Origin of the sequence: Paraburkholderia unamae, from assembly GCF_003096875.1 — a bacterium.
Classification (GTDB): Bacteria; Pseudomonadota; Gammaproteobacteria; order Burkholderiales; family Burkholderiaceae; genus Paraburkholderia; species Paraburkholderia unamae.
The window spans coordinates 93,971-112,649 of record NZ_QEOB01000023.1; the positions used below are offsets into that span (position 1 = coordinate 93,971).

Here is an 18,679-nt window from a genome sequence, read left to right on the forward strand (position 1 = left end):
AATCATGAGACAAAAGATAGTGCACGTGACTGAAGCCCTCGGAGGGGGAGTATTGCAGTATCTCCTTCTCCTCGCAAACAGCCAGGCGCGCGCCGGCGATGACGTCGTGATCATTCATTCGATGCGTTCGGACACGCCATCATCGGAAAGACTCGATCGTCTTTTTGATCCTCGAGTACGCCGTCGAGTGATCGATATGAAGACAGCGGTTGGACTTCACGATCTTTGGACTGCTCCGGTTCTGGCGATGGTGCTACGGAGCGAGAATGCCGATATTTTTCATTTCCATTCGTCGAAAGCGGCCGCGATTGGTCGTATTTCCGCAAAGATTCTCGGAATCGGGGACCGGGTTCTCTATTCTCCTCACGGGTTTTCATTCTTGAAGAAGGACATTTCACCAAGAAAAGCAAAAGCGTACCTTTTTATCGAGAGATTTCTTCACGCTCTAGGTGGCCACATTGTCACTTGTTCGAAGAGCGAGCGGTTGTACGCAAGCAGGTTACTCGGCCGATCCGATCGAATTAGTGTCGTAGAGAACGCAGTGGAGTTGACCGACTTCTCGGAAAGCGATGCTACGCGCGGCCGGCGAGCGGTAACGGTGTGTACGGCCGGGCGCGTGACGTACCAAAAGGCACCGTGGCGTTTTTCGCGGATAGCAAAGCGAGCAAAGCGCGACGCAGTTGATTTTGTTTGGTTCGGCGACGGGGAATCTACCGCTGTAAGCGAATGGATCGATCGAGATGCGCTTGAGCTAACCGGTTGGATTGAGAGTTCACGGCTTCGCAAGCAACTAGCGGAGTGTGACGTCTTTGTTTTGACGTCGCTATGGGAGGGAATGCCAATCGCACTGATCGAGGCACAGGCTGCGGGACTTCCCGCAGTAGTGAGCAGAATTGTGGGTAATCGCGATGTGGTCATCCATGGTGTTACCGGGTTCCTGGCGAACAATGATGAGGAATTATTTCTGTACACCGAGCGCTTGATCAACGACAGCGCGTTGAGAATGAGAATGGGTGCGGCGGCGCGTGAGTTTGCGTTTCGTAGATTTGGCGGCCACAAGTTCTTTAGTTCATACGTCCGTCTATATCGACAGCTGCTAAATGGCCCGCAAGGGCATCATCCTGTTGTGGTTTCAGATTACTGGATTGAGGGAGCTAAGAAATGAATAGCGCTATCGAGGAGTCGACGTCGGACACTAAAAGACCGGGTCGTGGCGACGTTCGTAACGACTCCGCTCGCCATTCCAGTGGATCGAAAGTCAGCGATAAGCGGGTCGCGTTCTTCGGGTTCTATGGAAGACATAACTTTGGAGACGATCTCTTCGGATTTCTGCTGCAAGGAATTTGCCGAACGCAGGCTGGGATCCGGCCAGTCATTGTAGGAGCTTCTGCACAGATCGAACTGGTTGATGCCTTTCATGTTCCGATTGCGAGATCACTTTGGAATCGCCCTGGTTTTGTCGGCGCAGCGGCAAGGGCATCGACGTATCTCGCTGCGATTTTTAAATGCGATGTTGCGATATTTGGTGGTGGATCTCTTTTTGGCGCGGATGCCTCTGTTGGTTTCGCAAGATTTGTTTCCTTGTGGAGTGGATTATTTCAGAAACCGGTGGCCGCCATTGGGGTCTCAGTTGGACCTTTCAAAACACCGGAGAGAAAGCGGAAATTTTTGGAAATCGTGTCGCGTATCCGTTATCTGGCGGTGAGAGACCACGCTTCAGCGCAAGTCGTTGCAATGGAGATCGGGAGAACGCCGCCTAATTTAGGTGATCTTGCGTTTAGTTTGCCAGCGATATATACGCCGAAGCGGACGGAGTCTCGTCCGAAGACGTTGATTGTCGCAATTCATCTTGAGGCGTATGTTGACGTTGTACTTGCTACGCTGTCGGAGGTTGATCGACTAGGTCTGGTTGACGAGGTTGTGTTTCTCGCCTTGGACGATGAAAGCGTATCGGTAACCGGGGATATTTCTCGCCTTTTTTTCCCGAAAAATGTTCGCGTTAGTCGATTCACGTACGCTCATTCGATTACAGAAGTCATCGATCGTATTGCGTTGGCTTCCTGTGTGCTGACATCGAAGCTTCATGGCGGAATTGTGAGCTACGTTTACAACGTGCCTACCCTTTTGTTTTGCTATCAAAAGAAGTGTGTTGATTTTCTGAACGACAATGCGTTGCCAGGGCCACGCGAAAGCATGCCGACGTCGGAGGATTGCATTGCAACAGTGAGCGGTATGCTCACTTCCGGGCAGAATGAGTGCCGATTCTCAGGTGCCGAAACCAGATTGCTCGAGTTCGATCGCTTCCTCAGGTCTATATCAAGGTAGTAATTTTAAGTTTTGGTATTTTTCTTCAACACTGATGTTGTTAGTATTACTATTTATCTTGGGAAGTTATACCTAAATCGCCTGATTGAGTGACTAGTACTCGAGAATAGGCCACCGTTCGTGAGAATTCGAATCACCACACCTAACCGAATCCGTCAAAACCCGAACGTTTTCAGCCAGTCGCCCCCCGCAGCGCCAAACCAAAGCTATGCTGTCGCCAGATATCAGCACATTCATCTTGGAGTTCGTATGCTTAAAGTCACGAAGGCCGTTTTCCCCGTTGCTGGTCTCGGTACACGTTTCCTCCCCGCTACCAAAGCCAGCCCGAAGGAAATGCTGCCTGTGGTGGACAAACCGCTGATCCAGTACGCCGTCGAAGAAGCGATTGCCGCCGGCATCACGGAAATGATTTTCGTGACCGGCCGTAGCAAGCGGGCGATCGAAGACCATTTCGACAAGTCTTACGAGATTGAGGCAGAGCTCGAAGCGCGCGGGAAAAAGCAGTTGCTCGAGCTGGTCCGTGGCATCAAGCCCAGTCACGTCGACTGCTTTTACGTGCGGCAACCGGAAGCGCTCGGACTCGGGCATGCGGTGCTTTGCGCAGAAAAGCTCGTGGGCGACAACCCGTTCGCCGTGATTCTCGCCGATGACCTGCTTCACGGTGAGCCCCCTGTCACGTCCCAGATGGTTGAACTGTTCAACCACTATCACAGCTCGGTGCTCGGCGTCGAAGAAATTCCGCGTGAGGATACGCGCTCGTACGGGATTGTCGATGGACGCGCGTGGGAAGAAAACATTATCAAGTTGTCCAGAATAGTCGAGAAACCGGCCCCCGACGTGGCGCCGTCGAATCTGGGCGTGGTCGGCCGCTACATCCTCAAGCCGCGCATCTTCAATCATCTGCGCGCGCTCAAGCCAGGCGCCGGCGGTGAGCTTCAGCTCACGGATGCAATCGAGTCTCTGCTCGCCGACGAGCAGGTACTGGCCTACAAGTATCGCGGCAAGCGATACGATTGCGGCAGCAAGATCGGTTATCTGAAGGCAACCGTTGAGTTTGCGCTTCTGCACCGCGAGGTCGGGCCGGAGTTCACGCAATACCTCAGTGAACAATTGCGCCGCATCGACCAGGGCGACTCCAATGCGTACGCACAAGCGGAAGCCGTGAACGCTGCTTGAGGTTTTTGCGCGCAGCGTTGTACCGAGTCACAGTTGATCCGTGTTCTTGAAAGTCCCAGTACATGTCTACCCGGGATGGTCCCCCGCCGTCCTGGTTTTGCCTGCCATGTTTTAGGATATGGCGGGCTTTTTTTCCTTGCGTGACGCGTTCAAGCCGTATTCGGCCGGAGGGTTGCGAACGCAAGTCGTCTACGTGCGTGAGCAGGAATTGTTGTGGTGATCGGGCATAGACAATCATTTGAGGAGGCCATCCGTGCCAACATATAAAGACCTGAGAGCTCAGTTGGTCGCGCTGGAACAGCAGGCATTGGAAGCTCGTCGGGCCGAACTGGATCAGGTTCTCGCGGAAATTCGCGAGAAAGTAAAAGAATACGGAATCACCCAGCGCGATATCTTCGGTAGCCGGGGCGCGTCGGGAAGCAGCAAGCCGAAGAGTGCGTTGCCGCCGAAGTACATCGATCCCAAGACCGGGGCGACGTGGTCAGGAAGAGGGCGGGCGCCGGCCTGGATAGCGGACACAAAGAATCGCGATCGCTTTTTGATAAAGCGCTGAGCCCCTCAGCCGGGGCGATCTCTGGCGGTGATCCGGCTGCGTCCGCGCTTGCTGTCGTAGCGCGAACGCAGGCCTTGCGTCGTTAGACCCTCGTTAGACAAACCCTCGCGGATTCTTCTCCTGCCAGCGCCAGTGATCGGCGCACATGCGCTCGATGCCGTATTGCGCTTCCCAGCCGATGAGCGACTGCGCCGTGGCCGGATTGGCGTAACACTCGGCGATATCACCGGGGCGGCGCGCGACGATTTCAAACGGCACCGCGCGTCCGCAAGCCTGCTCGAACGCCTTCACGACTTCCAGCACGCTGTAGCCGCGTCCCGTGCCGAGATTCACGGTGAAGCCTTTGTCATGCGCGACGAGCGCATCGAGCGCCTTCAGGTGCCCGTGAGCCAGATCGACCACATGAATATAGTCGCGCACGCCCGTGCCGTCCGGCGTCGGGTAATCGCCGCCGAACACGCGAAGCTGTGCCAGCTTCCCCACCGCCACCTGCGCGACGAATGGCATGAGATTGTTGGGAATGCCCGCGGGATCTTCGCCGATCAGGCCGCTGTCGTGCGCGCCCACCGGATTGAAATAACGCAATACCGCGATGCGCCACGATGGATCGGCAATCGCGACATCGCGCAGGATCTGTTCGGCGATCAGTTTGGATTGCCCGTATGGATTCGTCGCGGTGAGCGGGAAGGTCTCGTCGATGGGCGAGCGCTCCGGCGCGCCGTACACCGTTGCCGATGAACTGAACACGAACTGCTTGCAGTCATGGTGGCGCATGACGTCCAGCACGGCCAGCAGTCCGTCCAGGTTGTTGCGGTAGTACTCGATCGGTTTGGCCACCGATTCGCCAACGGCCTTGAGCGCCGCGAAGTGGATCACGCCCGTGATCTCATGCGCCTCGAAGATGCGCTCGAGCGCCTGTGCGTCGCGCACATTGGCTTCGTAGAAGGCGAGGGACCGGCCCGTGATTGCCTGGACACGCGCGAGCGATTCCCGGCGGCTGTTGACGAGATTGTCTACGACAACGACGTCGATACCCGCATCGAGGAGCGCCACGCAGGTATGCGAGCCGATGTAGCCCGCGCCACCGGTGACGAGGATCGTGCCGCGGGCGTTCGTCGTTGGCATGGTGTCTGCTGGAGTCATCTGAGGAGTGTTCGGCGCTTTAAACCGGCAGCGTGCGCGTGGCGGGGAGGAGCCGACAGGAAGCTGCCGGTATGCCGCCGAACCAATTGAGGTTGATAGAACTTCGAAGCTATCACATGCCGCAAGGTGCGCCAGCCAATCGGCAGAAAGTGAAATGTTTTGGCGCGTTGCGTCTATCGTCGGTCCGCTTCGCGAATAAAAAAAACCGCCAGGCCTTGCCAACCTGGCGGTGCGAGTCCGGGTACGATCGAGTTCGGGGGGAACCGACCCGGTGGACCACATTCAGCTCAGGGCAGCACGAGCTGAACGCCGAAGACAATTTAACAGAGCGCTTTAGCGCGCAGTTTTCAATGGCGGTCGTACACCAGATTTTGGCCGCCCAATCCGGTTTTTACGAGGCTGATCGAGAGAACATCGTGTGCACCATGAATATTCATCCCCGGAGGCTTTGAAAAGCAGGTACCTTTGTCGTGAGTCGTCTTTTTCGCTTGGCAGGAAAGCAGCACACAAGCGGCTTACATTGCTTCAAACAAGGAACGGAATCATTCATGGTCATGTTAAAAGCGAAAGCAGGCGAACTGGTCGAACGGTTCATTGAAGAGGCCATCTCCGCGGGCCTGACCTGGGACGAAGTCGTCGCGGTGTTTGGCCTTGCATCGAAGGCGTTGGCTCAGGCCGCGGTGGCGGCCGGCGAAGGCGCCGAGGCCGACTGCGTGGCGCACGCGCGCAAGCGGCTGGAAGAGGCGTTTGCGCAGGACGTTCGCGTGGTGATGGCAGACGGCCCGGAAACGGAATTCGAGGCGGAGAGCGGCGACAACGCGTTGCTGGCGACCGCACACCGGCGGCACGCTTACAAACATTGAGTCGCAGGCCGGGCGCGCCACAGGGGGAGTGCGGCCGCCCGGCTGCCTCGTTGGCGTTCGACTCGCGCAACGATCAGGCGTTGTCGAGTCGAGGCCTGCTTCAGGTATTGCGCACGAACCACGTCCGCTTGGCCGTGGCCAGTAGCCCGCTATAGACGACCCACGAAACGACGAAGGTGGCCGGCGCGGAAAGCGACGCGAGAAAGCCCGACGCGGTGTTCAACGCGAACCCCACAAATGCCCCCGCGAACCACGCGATCAAACCACCGGGATTGAACTGCGGTACGTGGGAATCCCTGCATTCGATATCCTCGCCGATGAGTTGGCCATAGCGCGCGGACGTAATATGGGCGAGTGCGACGCCGACCCACGCGACAACGAAAATGCCCTGCCAGGCGAGCGCCAGAAGGATCTTCGAGAAAATATCGGCCATCATCAGCACATAGACCACCACGCCGACCACGAGCGCCCAGAGGAACTTCGGCGCCCGCAGGCCCGCAACCTTCTGGAAGAACGCCTGCATGTTGATGGTGGCGAGATAGTAGTTCGCCGTGTTGATGCGTGACTGCGTGACCCACACGAACAGCAGCCCCCAGATGCCCATCAGCTTGAGCAGGGCCAGCACGACCGACACTTCGGAAAGCGTGCCAAGGCCCGGAATGGTACTGACGAGATAAATGCCCGCCGCGCCGTTGACGAGAAAGGTGACGAGATAGAACGGCATGCCGAAATTCCAGCGGCCGTGATATTGCGCATCTTGCTTGCGCCCGAAGCGCGCGTAGTCGAACGTGAACATCATGAGCACCCACACGCCCATGTAATAGACGAAACAGTGCCACCAGCCGTCCGCCGGCACCGCACTCTTGGGGCCGAAGTCTAGCCACGCGGCGTTATAACCGTATTCCCAGGTCGCGAGTCCCACGGCGGCGAGCAGCCCGAGCAGATAAAACGGCAGCAGCACGCCGTTGAATTTGTCGAGCCAGTGCTGCACGCTGCCGAATACGAGCGGCACGCTATAGCAGACCACGATCAGCGCGGCCCATTTGTAGGCGAGCGCGGGAAACAGATGGTTGGCCGCGACGGCGATGACCGAGCCTTCGAATACCGCATAGTAAATGGCGGTCGCGAAGAAGATGAGCGTCGCGAGCGCGGCGCCCGCGCTGCCGAACAGCACCCGTGAAAAGAGCGCGACCGACAAACCCGTGCGAATGGCGTAGCGGCTGATGATCGTGTTCACGGCACCATAAGAGACGACCGATAACGCCATGCCGATCAAGGCGTTACGCGCGCCATAGTTCAGCGCGAGCGTCGCGCCCACCACGATGTAGAACACCGCGCTGCATACCGCCCACCACGCCATCGTCAGCGCAAAGGGGGGCATTCTTGCGCTGTCGGGGAGGGCGACTGTCGAAAGATCGACGTCCGCCTCCGTGCTTTCCTGCGCCAGATTGGCCATGGTCCTGCTCCTCGAGTCTGAATTTTTGCGAACGGCGTCCGAACCGCGGTGCGAGATGGCCGCGTGGCTGCCTTGACGCCGGGCGGGCAGCCGATGCTGCGAAAAAAAGGCGCGAGCGCTCCCGCCGTATGGCCCAGGGCCGCACGGAGCGCGGGTTGCGAAAGGAAAAGCAGGGGAGCGGCGCGGCTGCCAGCCGCTCCCTGGCCTCGGAAGGGCTAGTGCGCTAGCGCTTCACGCAGCAGGGCGAGGCGATGTTGATATTCGCGTCGGGCCGCGAGCGCCTCATTCATGGTGACGCTCACGAAGCGCGCGCGGTAGTTGGGCTGCATCTGGCCGATCAGATCCATATCCGCGCTGATCACCGTGCCGATGGTGGCGTATCCGCCACCCGACACCGCATCGCGATGCAGGATGATCGGCTCCAGTCCGGCCGGCACCTGGATCGAGCCAATGGGATAACAGGCGTCGACGATATTCGACGGATCGCCCCCCGCGCCGAACGGCTGCTCGCGCTCCATGAAGTGGAGCGGGCGTCCGTTCTTGTAGCGATAGCCAATGCGGTCGGCTTCGGGCGCGACGGTCCATTCGTCCTCGAAGAACGTTTGCGCCGATTCGGCGGTGAGGCGGTAGTGATACAGCCCCGTGAGCACGCGCAGTTCAACCGTGGTGTCGAGCTTCGCCCGCAAGGCGGCCGGCAGTTCGATCCCCTCAGCCGCTTTCGTGCGGCTCGCGCCAGTCGTAATGCGGTCGCCCTTTTGCAGGCGGCGGCCCGCGAGTCCGCCGATTGCGCCGAGCGTGTAGGTCGAGCGGCTGCCGAGTACGGACGGCACGTCGATGCCGCCGGAGACCGCCAGATACGCGCGTGCGCCACGCTTCACATAGTCGAACGTCAACTTGCTCCCCGCGCGAATGCGCAGCGCGGTATTGCTGGTCCAGGCCACGCCGTCGATCTTCGGCGTCATCTCCGCGCCCGTCAGCGCGATGACGGCATCCGAGTGGAACAGGAGATCGGGGCCCAGCAGCGTCAGTTCGAGCACGGCCGCGTCTTCGGCATTGCCCACCAGCAGGTTCGCCGCGCGGGACGAGTACTGGTCGAGCGAGCCGGAGGGCGGAATGCCGACGTGGTAGTAGCCTTGACGTCCCGTATCCTGCACCGAAGTGGCGAGTCCCGGCTTGAGCACCTCGATCACATTGAGCGTATCAGTTGGCATTCAGCACCTCCACGAGGGAACGGTTGTATTCGTCAGGATCGCGAAGGAAATCGTCGAGTGAGAATTTCACGGGCTTCACGCGTAGCGAGAACGTGCCCGCTTCGACTGCGGCCACGGCCTCGTCGTAAGCCGCGCGGTCGATGGGTTTGAACTTCACGATGTCGCCGGGCCGGAAAAACACCATGAACTCGCGCAGGTAGTCGAGCCGCTGCGCGGGGTCGAAGATCGGCGCGGGCGTCACGCCGAACATCTGGTATCCGCCCGCGCCGCGCACCGAATAGATGCAGCCGAAGCAGCCGCCATGGCCGACCGTGAGTTTCGGCGTGTCGGTGCGCGGCCGCAGGTATTTGGGCACCTGAAGCTGGCGCTCGCGCTCGACCATCTGGTACATGAACGGCAGCCCCGCCACGAATCCGACCATCGAAACGAACCAAGGCGAGCCCGCATGCGCCGCGATGAATTCGTCGACGTCGCGTTTGCCGTTGATGCGCGCCGCGTATTCGAGGTCCGTCGAAGACGGGTCCTGGTGACGCTCGCGAAAGCGCATGAGCGTCTCATGCGTCCACGGATCGTTGTAGAGCACCGGGACTTCGACAATGCGCGTGTCGATGTCGAGCGCGGCTTCGCCCACTGCGGTCTCGATGTCGCGCAGGAGCGCGACGAGCGCATCGGGGGCGATCACGTCCGGGTCGTAGCGCACCTGGTAGGAGGCGTTCGCGGGGCAAATCTCGGTCACGCCGGCCACGTTACGGCTCTGGAGTTCGCGCGTGATCGCCGTGCCCTTGAAGAACGCGTCGAGCGACATCGCTTCGCTGATCTCGGCGAACACGAATTCGTCGCCGCCAAATGTGTAGCGTATGGTCATGACGCCTCCCCTGCGCTCGTTGATCCCGCCACGGCGTGCTCGCGCGCCGCGTTCGATGCGGCCTCGCTGCTGGCGCGCCACGCCGCCATCCAGGTTTCCAGATAATTGGTGTGATAACGGGCCGCGCGCACGTCGTCGTCGGCCACGAGCGCGCGGTGCAGCACGGCGGTGGTTTTCAGGCCGCCAATCTGCAACTCGCGCAGCGCGCGGGCGAGGCGTTCGATGGCCGCCGCGCGGCTTTCGTCGTGCACGATCAGCTTGGCGAGCAGCGAATCGTAGAAGGGCGGCACGACATAGCCGGGGTAGAGCAGCGAATCGACGCGCACGCCTGGGCCTGTCGGCCAGACCAGTTCTTCCACACGCCCCGGATTCGGGCGGAAATCCTGAAGCGGATCTTCGGCGTTGATGCGGCATTCAAGGGCCGCGCCGCGCAGCACGATGTCGCTCTGCTTGAAGCGCAATGGCTCGCCGTCGGCGATGCGCAGCATCTCGCGCACGAGATCGACGCCCGTGATCGCCTCCGTCACCGGATGCTCGACCTGGATGCGCGTATTCATTTCGATGAAGTAAAACTCGCCGCGCGTTTCGTCGAAAAGATATTCCAGCGTACCGGCGCTGCGATAGCCCACTTGCCTGGCGAGGCGCGCCGCCGACTCGCAAAGCTGCGCGCGCAGCGTCGGCGTGAGCGAAGGCGAAGGGGCCTCTTCCAGAATCTTTTGACGCCGCCGTTGCAGCGAGCACTCGCGCTCGAACAGATGGATCACGTCATTGCCGTCGCCGAGCACCTGGACTTCGATATGCCGCGCGCGTGCGATGAAGCGCTCCAGATAGACACCGCCGTCGCCGAACGCGGCTTGGGCTTCGCGCTGGGCAAGCGGCAGTTCGGCGTCGAGCTGCGCGGCGTCATGCGCCACGCGGATGCCGCGTCCGCCGCCGCCCGCCGCCGCCTTGATCATGATCGGGTAGCCGATGCGCGCGGCAACCTCCCGCGCGTCGTCGAGCGAGTTCACGATGCCTGCGCTGCCGGGCACCGTGGGCACGTCGGCGCGCTGCGCGGTTTCGCGGGCGCGGGCCTTGTCGCCCATCGTCGCGATGACCTGCGAGCTCGGACCGACGAAGATGAGTCCTGCCGCTTCCACCTGCGCCGCGAAATCCGCGTTCTCGGAGAGGAAGCCATAGCCCGGATGAATGGCGTCTGCGCCGCATTGCCGGGCCGCCGCGAGCACCGCAGCGGCATTCAGGTAGCTCTTGGCCGCATGCGAAGAACCGATATGCACGGCTTCGTCAGCCATGCGCGCGGCGAGGCTGTCGCGGTCGGCGTCGCTCACCACGACCGCCGCGCGCATGCCCAGCTCCTGGGCCGCGCGTATCACGCGCACCGCGATCTCGCCGCGATTGGCGACCAGCACAGTGCGAATGCGCGAGGGGCGGTAGAACGCCGCCGTCGAATTGTCCACGTTCATCGCTTCACTCCTCGATGCGCATCAGCACCTGTCCCGCATCCACGGGCTCGCCGTCCTCGACGAGAAGCTCCGCCACGCGGCCCGACACCTCGGCCTCGACTTCGGTGAACTGCTTCATCACTTCGACCAGGCCGATGACCGCGCCGGCCTGAACGGCGGTGTCGATGGCGACGTAAAACGCCGCGTCGGGCGAGGGACGCCGGTAGAACGTGCCCGGCAGGGGGCTCACGATATCGTGCAATGCCATCATGTCTCTCCTTGAATGGGTTTAGAACCGGGGCGTCGGCGCGAGCGGCCCGGTGATGCGAATGCCTTCGCGAACGAGGTGCTCGCGCGTGGTTTGCACGAGCTCCAGCGCGCCGGGCGTGTCGCTGTGGATGCAGATGGAGTCGAAATCGATGTCGATGTCGTCGCCGTCGACCGTGCGCACCTTGCCTTCGATGCACGCACGCAGAACCTTCTCCGCGACCTGTCCGGCGTCGAGGCGGCCAACGCGGCGCGTGAAGACAATCGAACCGCTGCGGTCGTAGTCGCGGTCGGCGTAAAACTCGCGCACGACCGGCTGGCCGATTTCACGCGCAATGCGATAAGTGGCCGACGACTCCATGCAAAAGAGCAGCAGATTCGGATCGACCTGTTGCAGCGTTTCGACGAGGAGCCGCGAGAATGCCTCGTCGCGCGCGGCGTGCATATAAAGCGCGCCATGCGGTTTCACGTGCTGGAGCCTGAGGCCGTGCAGGCGCGCGAATTCGCGCAGTGCGCCGAGTTGGTAAAGGATGTCGTTGACGAGCGCCTGGGGCGTTTCGGCGATATTGCGGCGGCCAAAGCCGACCAGATCGCGAAAGCCGGGATGCGCGCCGATCCCGACGCCGGACTCCCTCGCCAGTTGCACGGTGCGCGCCATGATGTTCGGATCGCCGGCATGAAAGCCGGTGGCGATATTCGCCGAGCTGATGAGCGGCATGATGGCTTCATCCACGCCATCGCCAATGCGCCACGGGCCGAAGCCTTCTCCCATATCGGAGTTCAGGTCGACGGACTGCTTCTTCATACGGTTCCCCTCCTGGTTCGCTCGGCCGGGTGTTTCGAAACACGCGCAGCCGACTGTCGAACTGAGGTTATACGGAGGCAGGTGGTCAAAAAAGTTTTATTTTTATATGCCTCGGTATCGATTTTTTCGATAATGCGGGCTAGTCTTCGGGCTGACACATTCACTTTCTATCGAAGATGGCGCTCACCCTCAGGCAGCTCAAGTACTTCGTCGCGACGGCCGAACTCGGGCAGCTCTCGCAAGCGGCCATTCATCTGACCATATCGCAGTCGGCGGTGACGAGCGCCATCAAGGAACTGGAAGACAGCCTCGGCACGCAGCTTTTCGTGCGCACCGCTTCAGGCGTGACGCTGACCGACACGGGGCGGCGCTTCCTCAATCACGCCTACACCATTCTCGCCTCGGTGGACGAGGCCATGCGCATTCCCAACCTGGAAAGCACGCTCACGGGCACGCTGGCCATCGCGGCGAGCTACACGGTGCTGGGCTATTTCCTGCCGCATCATATTCAGCGGCTCAATGCGCTGTATCCGCGCCTCACCATTCAACTGCACGAGTTGAACCGCGATGCGATCGAGGAGGGATTGATCACGGGCCAGTACGACATGGCCGTTCTGCTCACGTCGAACGTCTCGAACCCGGAACTCGCGCTGGAGCCCATGATTCATTCCGTGCGGCGGCTCTGGGTGGGCGCGCATCACGCATTGCTCAAACGCGAGAGCGTGACCTTTGCCGAGGTCGCGCATGAGCCCTTCGTGATGCTGACCGTGGACGAAGCCGCGCAAACGGCAATGCGCTACTGGAACGAGACGCCCTGGCGGCCGAACGTGATTCTGCGCACCTCATCGGTGGAAGCGGTGCGCAGCATGGTTGCGAACGGCTCGGGCGTCGCCATTCTGTCCGACATGGTCTACCGGCCGTGGTCGCTCGAAGGCCGGCGCATCGAAACGATCATGCTGCTGGACGCCGTTCCCGCGATGAGCGTGGGTCTCGCGTGGCGCAAGAACAAGGAACTGAGTCCCGCGATGCACGCCGTGCGCGAGTATTTCCGGCATACGTTCATGGAGCCGCGAGCCAGCGGCTAAAGCGCCCTGAAGCGGCACCTGCGCGCGCTGGCCCGCGTGAGCGATCAGAGGCCGCTGACCGTCTTGACCGTCACCCACTGGCCGTTCTTCACCTGATAGACGGTTGAGGAGCCGTTCTTGAGCGAGCCATTCGCGTTGTACTCGATATGGCCGGTGATGCCGTCGAAGTTGATGCCTTGCAGCTTCGAGCGATAGTCGTCGGGCTTCGTCGAATTCGCCGCCTGCATCGCCTTGATGGCGGCCCACGCCGCGTCATAGCCGAACGGCGCGTACGAGAGCACGTCGTCGCCGAACTTCTGCTTGAAGCGTTCAGCGAACTTCGCGCCCGTCGGCGTGCTGTCGAGCGGACGGCCGTATTCCCACGCCATCGCGCCTTCGGACACGTCGCCCGCGAGCTTGATGAAGTCGATGTCCTTCACGCCGCCGCCGCCCACGTACTGCGCCTTGATGCCGAGCTGGCTCATCTGCTTCATGATGCCCGCCGCCTGCGGATTGAGGGCGCCCACGAAAATCAGATCGGGGTTCTTGCTCTTGATGGTCGTGAGCTGCGTCTTGAAGTCCGTCGCCTGGTTCGAGGTGTATTCGCGATCGATGATGTCGCCGCCATGCGCCTTGACCGCCTTCACGAACTCGTCCGCCTCGCCCTGGCCGAACGCCGTGCGGTCGTCGATCACGGCGATGCGTTTGGCCTTCGTCGTCGTGACCGCGTAGGCGCCCGCCGTGCCCGCGTTTTGCGCGTCGCTCGAAATCACCATGAAGATGTTCTTGAAACCGCGGTTGCTGATAACCGGATTGGTGGCGGCCGGATCGATATCGGGCAGCCCCGCTTTCTCGTAGAGATCGGAAGCGGGAATGGTGGTGCCCGAGTTGAAGTGGCCGACGACCGCGGAAACGCCTTCGTCCACGAGCTTTTGCGCGACCTGCACGCCCACGCGCGGGTCGGCCTGATCGTCTTCGGCAACGAGTTCGAACGAGACAGGCTGGCCGTTGATCTTGACGCCCTGGGCCTTGGCATCGTCGAGGGCCATCTTGACGCCGTTCTCCAGGTCCTTGCCGTAACTGGCGTTAGGTCCGCTGAGCGGCGCGGCAAAGCCGATCTTGACGACGGTATCCGCGCGGGAGGCGAGAGGCGCGAGGGCGAGGAGGGCGCCAACTGCGACGGCGCCAGGGGTGAGGGTCTTCGCAAAACGCATGTTGTTTCCTTTTGTCGGCAAGCATGGGTTCATTGCTGTGGCGTGCGTGCCGGCATAGCTCGCCCGCAGCGCTCGCTGCAAGCGCGAGCCAGGCGGCCGGTTCACGGCTCTTGTTCGTATCGGCTGCGCGTATCGACTGCGTATCGACTACGTGTGGGCTCCTTGTAAGCAGGCGTGGTGTCGAGCGGATCGCTCCGGGCAGGAAGCGCCGGGGCGATTAGCGGAGGCGACTGGAGCCGAATATAGGAAGCCAATAACGGTCCGTCTTGACCGTTTTCGACGCCATCCATGCGCATTTCGGCATAGTGCGCCGCGAGCGGTCGCGCGTGGCGAGCCGTGCGTCCGGCGGCCGCGCCCGCCGCGTCGATTCCGCCCGGGTCTGGAAAAGTGCATTACGGAATTGGCACTTAGTCGCAAATTTTCGATGTTTGAAACTCCCCTCCTGCAATGCAACACGCTTATCGGCTTCCGGTTCGTCCGGCTGGGCGCATAAGCGGAACGGGGGCGGCGAACGCCGCGAAATCGCATCTACGCGCATCTACGGGAGAACAGAATTGAACGCAAAGCTGGGGGGATGCCTGCTCGTGACACTGATCGGCAGCAGTGCGGCTTACGCGCAGAGCAGCGTCACGCTCTATGGGAAGATCGAAGACGGGCTCAACTTCACGAGCAACGCGCGGGGCAACTCGGCGTGGCAACTGGAGAGCGGCTACGACTACGGGAGCCGCTGGGGCTTGAAGGGCACGGAGGATCTCGGCGGCGGCGTGCGCGCGCAGTTCCAGCTGGAAAACGGCTTCGACGTGAACACGGGCCATAACGCGCAGGGTGGCCGCCAGTTTGGCCGCCAGGCCTGGGTCGGCCTTTCGTCCGATCGATTCGGCGCGCTGACGCTGGGCCGCCAGTACGATCCGAGCGTGGACATGTTCTCGCCGATGACGGCCAACGGCAACTGGACCGGCTACATCTTTGCGCACCCGTACGACAACGACAACACCGACTACTCGTTCCGGGTGAACAACTCGGTCAAGTACGTGTCGCCCACGTATCGCGGCTTCACGGGCGAAGCGATGTATGGTTTCAGCAACGAGGCTGGCGGATTTTCGAATAACCGCCTGTATGGCTTCGGCGCGCAGTACGTCAACGGCGGCCTTTCGCTCGCCGCGTCGTACCTGAAGATGAACAATGCGACCAGCGCGACGACCGCGGACGCGAATGCGTCGGGCGCCGTCACGAGCGACAACACGTTCAACGCGAGATCGCAGCAGAATATCGGCGTGGGCGTGAACTACACGTTCTCCAACTGGCTGCTCGGCTTCGCGTATTCGCACGTGGATGTCTACGATCCCACCGCCAACGCGTACTTCACCTCCGATGGCGGCAACACGCAGCCGGCCGGCGGCGTATGGCACGCGTGGAAGTTCGACAACTTCGAAGTCAGCGCGCTGTACCACTTCACGCACGCGCTCTACCTGGGCGGCGCTTACACGTATACGCAGGCGCATTTGACCGCGAGCACCGGCAGCTACAATCCGAAGTGGCATCAACTGAGCCTGAAGCTCAACTACGATATTTCGGCGCGTACGTCCGTGTATCTCGAAGGCGCGTACCAGCGGGCCGTGTCCGCGAATACGGGCACGCAGTTCGACTACGCGAACATTCCCGGCTCGGCGGACGTCTCATCGGGGCAAAACCAGATGCTGTATCGCATCGCGCTGATTCACGGCTTCTAAAGCGCGGCTCCCCGCTTCTCGCACGGTCCTTCGCATGGGGGCCGTGCGAGCCAAATCGCCTGCATCGCTTTCGATCTGAAAAAAGCTTGGTTCCCTCTTGCCTGTCGTGCCGATAGGCTGCGTGCTTCGCCAGCGCAATGTCCAATGACGGCGCACGGGCAACGAACGAAGGAACTCGATAATGAAAAGCAGACTCTGGGGCGCAGTGCCCGCCGCACTGTTGACGGCGCTTCTGGCCGTGGCATCGAACGCCGCACATGCGGATCGTCTGGACGACATCAAGCGCGCGGGCGTGCTGCGCGTGGCCGCATTCGACAGCAACCCGCCGTTCGGTTTCGTCGATCCGAAGGACAACCAGATCGTCGGGCTCGACGTGGACTATGCGCGCGCCGTGGCGAAGAGCCTGGGCGTGAAGCTCGAAGTCCAGCCGACCAATCCCGCCAACCGCATCGCATTTCTGAAGTCGGGCAAGGTCGATCTGGTCTTCGCCAACTTCACGATCACCGACGATCGCAAGAAGGAAGTGGATTTCAGCACGCCGTACTTCGCATCGGGCACGCAGTTCATCGCGAAGAAGGGCGTGCTGAAGGCGCCCGAGCAACTGAACGGCCTGCGCATCGGCGCGGATAAAGGCACGACCAACGAACAGCAGGTGCGCGCGAAATTCCCGAGCGCGACCATCGTCGCCTACGACGACACGCCTTTTGCTTTCGCCGCGCTGCGCACGGGCAACGTGCAAGCCATCACCCAGGACGGCCCGAAGCTCGTCGCGCTGCTTGCACGCACGCCGGACAAGGCGAACTACGAGATTTCTCCGTTCACGATCTCGAACGACTACGAAGGCGTTGGCGTGCCCAAGGGCGAAACGCGCCTGCTCGACGCGGTCAACGGCACGCTCACGCACCTGGAAACCGACGGCGAAGCCGCGCAGATTTACGACAAGTGGTTTGGCCCGAAGAGCGCCGCGCCGCTGCCGCGTCTGTTCAAGATCGGCGATCCGCAAAAGAACAGTTGAGCGCCGCAACGGCCTTCGAGGCTTCAGGGTATCGGGTTCATCGCGCCTCGCGACAGGGGGCGCTGTGGACCCTTCCCGCATTTCCTTGCCTGATTCATGCATAACTGGCTTGAACCGAAATATCTTGCGTGGCTGGAACAGGGTTTCTTCGTTACGTTGATGCTGTCCGCCTGCGCGGCGCTGTGCGCAACGCCGCTGGGTTTCCTGCTGGCGGTCGCGCGCACGGCCCGCAGCGGCGCGGTGACGCGCGCGGCGGCGCTCTACGTGTTCGTTTTCCGCAACTCGCCGCTCCTCGTGCAACTGCTGTTCTGGTACTTCGGCGCGGCGGCCGTGCTGCCCGCCGACTGGATGACCTGGCTTAACACGCCCCACGTGGCGACGCTTGGCCCGCTCACGCTGCGCTGGCCGAGTTTCGAACTGTTCGCGGGCTGGGTCGGCCTGACCTGCTACACGACGGCGTTTATCGGCGAGGAGTTTCTGGCCGGCATGCGCGGCGTGAGCCACGCACAGTGGCAGGCCGCCGCGGCGCTTGGCATGGGCCGTTACGCGACGCTGCGCCACGTGATCCTGCCGCAGGCGCTGCGCATCGCCACGCCGCCGCTCGCCGGGCAATACATGAACGTGATCAAGAATTCGTCACTGACGATGGCGATAGGCGTCGGGGAACTGTCGTATATGTCGCGTCAGGTCGATACGGAAAGCTTCCGCACCTTCCAGGCATTCGGCACGGCGACCGTCTTTTATATTCTGGCCATCGCGGTGATCGAGGTCGCGCTGGTGCTCTGGCAACGCACCGGTCAGCGCGCATGGCAGCGAGGCCGCGCGTGAACGAGTTCGACTGGCTTCCCACGCTGCGCTACCTGATGATCGGCGCGTTTCCTGCGGGCCCGTTGGGCGGCGTGGCGCTCACGATCGTCCTTTCGGCGGTCTCGGCGCTACTCGCGGCGTTGATCGGTCTCGCACTGGGCGTGGCGCTCGCCATGACGCGCGGGGTCGTGCGCCTCGCGCTCACGGCCATGGTCGCGTTCTTTCGCGCGATTCCCGTGCTGATGCTGATTTTCTGGACCTTCTTCCTGATGCCGATCCTGCTGCACGTGAACGTGCCGGGCCTCGCGACCGTGGTGTGCGCACTCGCGCTGATCGGCGGCGCGTATCTCTCGCACTCGGTGTACGCGGGCATCACGTCGATCAGCGACGGCCAGCGGCAGGCGGCGCTCTCGCTTGGCCTGACGCGCTGGCAGGCACTGCGCGAAGTGATCCTGCCGCAAGCCGTGCGTGTGATGATGCCGTCGTTCGTCAATCAGTGGGTGTCGCTCATCAAGGACACGTCGCTGGCCTATATCGTCGGCGTGCCGGAATTCACGTTCCTCGCCAATCAGCTCAACAACCGTCTGCTGGTGTATCCCGCACAGATCTTCCTGTTCGTCGGGCTCGTTTATCTGCTGCTGTGCGGTGCGTTGCAGTGGTTCGCCGGTGCGCTGATCGCGCGGCGCAAGTTGCCGCGGGTGCAGGGGAGCGACGCCGCGCGGTAATGTCGCGCGGCCGAACGA

The 18,679-nt window shown here is 61.5% G+C and carries 19 protein-coding genes; 11 read left to right on the forward strand and 8 right to left on the reverse strand.

The annotated features are described in order from the left end of the window. The first annotated feature begins 25 nt into the window (after positions 1–25). From C7402_RS36170 to C7402_RS36185, 4 genes are all read left to right on the forward strand, one after another. Entirely contained in the window at positions 26–1,165 is a 1,140-nt protein-coding gene (locus C7402_RS36170; protein WP_165842081.1) for a glycosyltransferase, read from the forward strand. Beyond that, positions 1,162–2,325, forward strand: coding sequence for a polysaccharide pyruvyl transferase family protein (locus C7402_RS36175; RefSeq protein WP_116613993.1), 1,164 nt, complete (start codon positions 1,162–1,164; stop codon positions 2,323–2,325). Before C7402_RS36170 ends, C7402_RS36175 begins: the two co-directional genes overlap by 4 nt. A gap of 249 nt (positions 2,326–2,574) precedes the next feature. Further along, positions 2,575–3,501, forward strand: a complete 927-nt coding sequence (galU, locus tag C7402_RS36180; RefSeq protein ID WP_112175402.1) for a UTP--glucose-1-phosphate uridylyltransferase GalU — start codon at positions 2,575–2,577, stop codon at positions 3,499–3,501. Positions 3,502–3,754: 253 nt separating this feature from the next. Next, positions 3,755–4,054 carry an H-NS histone family protein gene (locus C7402_RS36185; RefSeq protein ID WP_112175400.1) on the forward strand — a complete coding sequence of 100 codons (300 nt, stop codon included), beginning with the start codon at positions 3,755–3,757 and terminating at the stop codon, positions 4,052–4,054. 93 nt (positions 4,055–4,147) lie between these two features. Here C7402_RS36185 and galE read toward each other — a convergent pair whose 3' ends face one another. Beyond that, the gene (galE, locus tag C7402_RS36190) at positions 4,148–5,179 is read right to left on the reverse strand and encodes a UDP-glucose 4-epimerase GalE (protein ID WP_116613994.1); all 1,032 of its coding nucleotides are present in this window, start codon (positions 5,177–5,179) and stop codon (positions 4,148–4,150) included. Between the two features lie 89 nt (positions 5,180–5,268). Here galE and C7402_RS46555 point away from each other — a divergent pair, with 89 nt between their 5' ends. After that, positions 5,269–5,649: a hypothetical protein gene (locus C7402_RS46555; RefSeq protein ID WP_133254621.1), complete on the forward strand. Its 381-nt coding sequence runs from the start codon at positions 5,269–5,271 to the stop codon at positions 5,647–5,649. 18 nt (positions 5,650–5,667) lie between these two features. Continuing rightward, on the forward strand, positions 5,668–6,060 hold the full coding sequence (locus tag C7402_RS36195) for a hypothetical protein (RefSeq protein ID WP_133254622.1): 393 nt from the start codon (positions 5,668–5,670) through the stop codon (positions 6,058–6,060). 100 nt (positions 6,061–6,160) lie between these two features. Here the strand turns inward: C7402_RS36195 and C7402_RS36200 are convergent, their stop codons facing one another. From C7402_RS36200 to C7402_RS36225, 6 genes are all read right to left on the reverse strand, one after another. After that, complete coding sequence (locus C7402_RS36200; protein ID WP_116613996.1) at positions 6,161–7,516, reverse strand: purine-cytosine permease family protein; 1,356 nt, start codon at positions 7,514–7,516, stop codon at positions 6,161–6,163. 215 nt (positions 7,517–7,731) lie between these two features. After that, complete coding sequence (locus C7402_RS36205) at positions 7,732–8,727, reverse strand: 5-oxoprolinase subunit C family protein (RefSeq protein WP_116613997.1); 996 nt, start codon at positions 8,725–8,727, stop codon at positions 7,732–7,734. Continuing rightward, positions 8,717–9,592, reverse strand: coding sequence for a 5-oxoprolinase subunit B family protein (locus C7402_RS36210; protein WP_116613998.1), 876 nt, complete (start codon positions 9,590–9,592; stop codon positions 8,717–8,719). Before C7402_RS36210 ends, C7402_RS36205 begins: the two co-directional genes overlap by 11 nt. Beyond that, positions 9,589–11,055 carry an acetyl-CoA carboxylase biotin carboxylase subunit gene (locus C7402_RS36215; protein ID WP_116613999.1) on the reverse strand — a complete coding sequence of 489 codons (1,467 nt, stop codon included), beginning with the start codon at positions 11,053–11,055 and terminating at the stop codon, positions 9,589–9,591. Before C7402_RS36215 ends, C7402_RS36210 begins: the two co-directional genes overlap by 4 nt. A gap of 4 nt (positions 11,056–11,059) precedes the next feature. Continuing rightward, positions 11,060–11,302 (reverse strand): acetyl-CoA carboxylase, encoded by a 243-nt coding sequence (locus C7402_RS36220; RefSeq protein WP_116614000.1) that lies wholly within the window; start codon positions 11,300–11,302, stop codon positions 11,060–11,062. A gap of 21 nt (positions 11,303–11,323) precedes the next feature. After that, positions 11,324–12,106 (reverse strand): 5-oxoprolinase subunit PxpA, encoded by a 783-nt coding sequence (locus C7402_RS36225; RefSeq protein ID WP_112175386.1) that lies wholly within the window; start codon positions 12,104–12,106, stop codon positions 11,324–11,326. A 176-nt stretch (positions 12,107–12,282) separates the two neighbouring features. On the opposite strand from C7402_RS36225, the gene C7402_RS36230 reads away from it, so the two are divergent. Next, on the forward strand, positions 12,283–13,191 hold the full coding sequence (locus tag C7402_RS36230) for a LysR family transcriptional regulator (protein ID WP_112175384.1): 909 nt from the start codon (positions 12,283–12,285) through the stop codon (positions 13,189–13,191). 44 nt (positions 13,192–13,235) lie between these two features. Here C7402_RS36230 and C7402_RS36235 read toward each other — a convergent pair whose 3' ends face one another. Beyond that, on the reverse strand, positions 13,236–14,384 hold the full coding sequence (locus C7402_RS36235) for a branched-chain amino acid ABC transporter substrate-binding protein (protein ID WP_112175382.1): 1,149 nt from the start codon (positions 14,382–14,384) through the stop codon (positions 13,236–13,238). A 554-nt stretch (positions 14,385–14,938) separates the two neighbouring features. On the opposite strand from C7402_RS36235, the gene C7402_RS36240 reads away from it, so the two are divergent. The 4 genes from C7402_RS36240 (at position 14,939) to C7402_RS36255 (ending at position 18,661) form a co-directional block, all read left to right on the forward strand. Beyond that, on the forward strand, positions 14,939–16,114 hold the full coding sequence (locus C7402_RS36240) for a porin (RefSeq protein WP_165842082.1): 1,176 nt from the start codon (positions 14,939–14,941) through the stop codon (positions 16,112–16,114). A gap of 181 nt (positions 16,115–16,295) precedes the next feature. Next, a complete protein-coding gene (locus C7402_RS36245) occupies positions 16,296–17,129 on the forward strand; it encodes an ABC transporter substrate-binding protein (protein WP_112175380.1) in 834 nt (277 codons plus the stop codon). A 96-nt stretch (positions 17,130–17,225) separates the two neighbouring features. After that, positions 17,226–17,957, forward strand: coding sequence for an amino acid ABC transporter permease (locus tag C7402_RS36250; protein WP_116614001.1), 732 nt, complete (start codon positions 17,226–17,228; stop codon positions 17,955–17,957). Next, positions 17,954–18,661 carry an amino acid ABC transporter permease gene (locus C7402_RS36255; RefSeq protein WP_116614015.1) on the forward strand — a complete coding sequence of 236 codons (708 nt, stop codon included), beginning with the start codon at positions 17,954–17,956 and terminating at the stop codon, positions 18,659–18,661. Before C7402_RS36250 ends, C7402_RS36255 begins: the two co-directional genes overlap by 4 nt. The last annotated feature ends 18 nt before the right edge of the window (positions 18,662–18,679 follow it).

Coding starts and splice junctions, on each gene's coding strand:
- galE (WP_116613994.1), bottom strand. CDS start 5,179: ATGCCAACGACGAACGCCCGCGGCACGATCCTCGTCACCGGTGGCGCG.
- C7402_RS36210 (WP_116613998.1), bottom strand. CDS start 9,592: ATGACCATACGCTACACATTTGGCGGCGACGAATTCGTGTTCGCCGAG.
- C7402_RS36200 (WP_116613996.1), bottom strand. CDS start 7,516: ATGGCCAATCTGGCGCAGGAAAGCACGGAGGCGGACGTCGATCTTTCG.
- C7402_RS36245 (WP_112175380.1), top strand. CDS start 16,296: ATGAAAAGCAGACTCTGGGGCGCAGTGCCCGCCGCACTGTTGACGGCG.
- C7402_RS46555 (WP_133254621.1), top strand. CDS start 5,269: ATGCCGCCGAACCAATTGAGGTTGATAGAACTTCGAAGCTATCACATG.
- C7402_RS36215 (WP_116613999.1), bottom strand. CDS start 11,055: ATGAACGTGGACAATTCGACGGCGGCGTTCTACCGCCCCTCGCGCATT.
- C7402_RS36235 (WP_112175382.1), bottom strand. CDS start 14,384: ATGCGTTTTGCGAAGACCCTCACCCCTGGCGCCGTCGCAGTTGGCGCC.
- C7402_RS36250 (WP_116614001.1), top strand. CDS start 17,226: ATGCATAACTGGCTTGAACCGAAATATCTTGCGTGGCTGGAACAGGGT.
- C7402_RS36175 (WP_116613993.1), top strand. CDS start 1,162: ATGAATAGCGCTATCGAGGAGTCGACGTCGGACACTAAAAGACCGGGT.
- C7402_RS36220 (WP_116614000.1), bottom strand. CDS start 11,302: ATGGCATTGCACGATATCGTGAGCCCCCTGCCGGGCACGTTCTACCGG.
- C7402_RS36230 (WP_112175384.1), top strand. CDS start 12,283: ATGGCGCTCACCCTCAGGCAGCTCAAGTACTTCGTCGCGACGGCCGAA.
- C7402_RS36225 (WP_112175386.1), bottom strand. CDS start 12,106: ATGAAGAAGCAGTCCGTCGACCTGAACTCCGATATGGGAGAAGGCTTC.
- galU (WP_112175402.1), top strand. CDS start 2,575: ATGCTTAAAGTCACGAAGGCCGTTTTCCCCGTTGCTGGTCTCGGTACA.
- C7402_RS36205 (WP_116613997.1), bottom strand. CDS start 8,727: ATGCCAACTGATACGCTCAATGTGATCGAGGTGCTCAAGCCGGGACTC.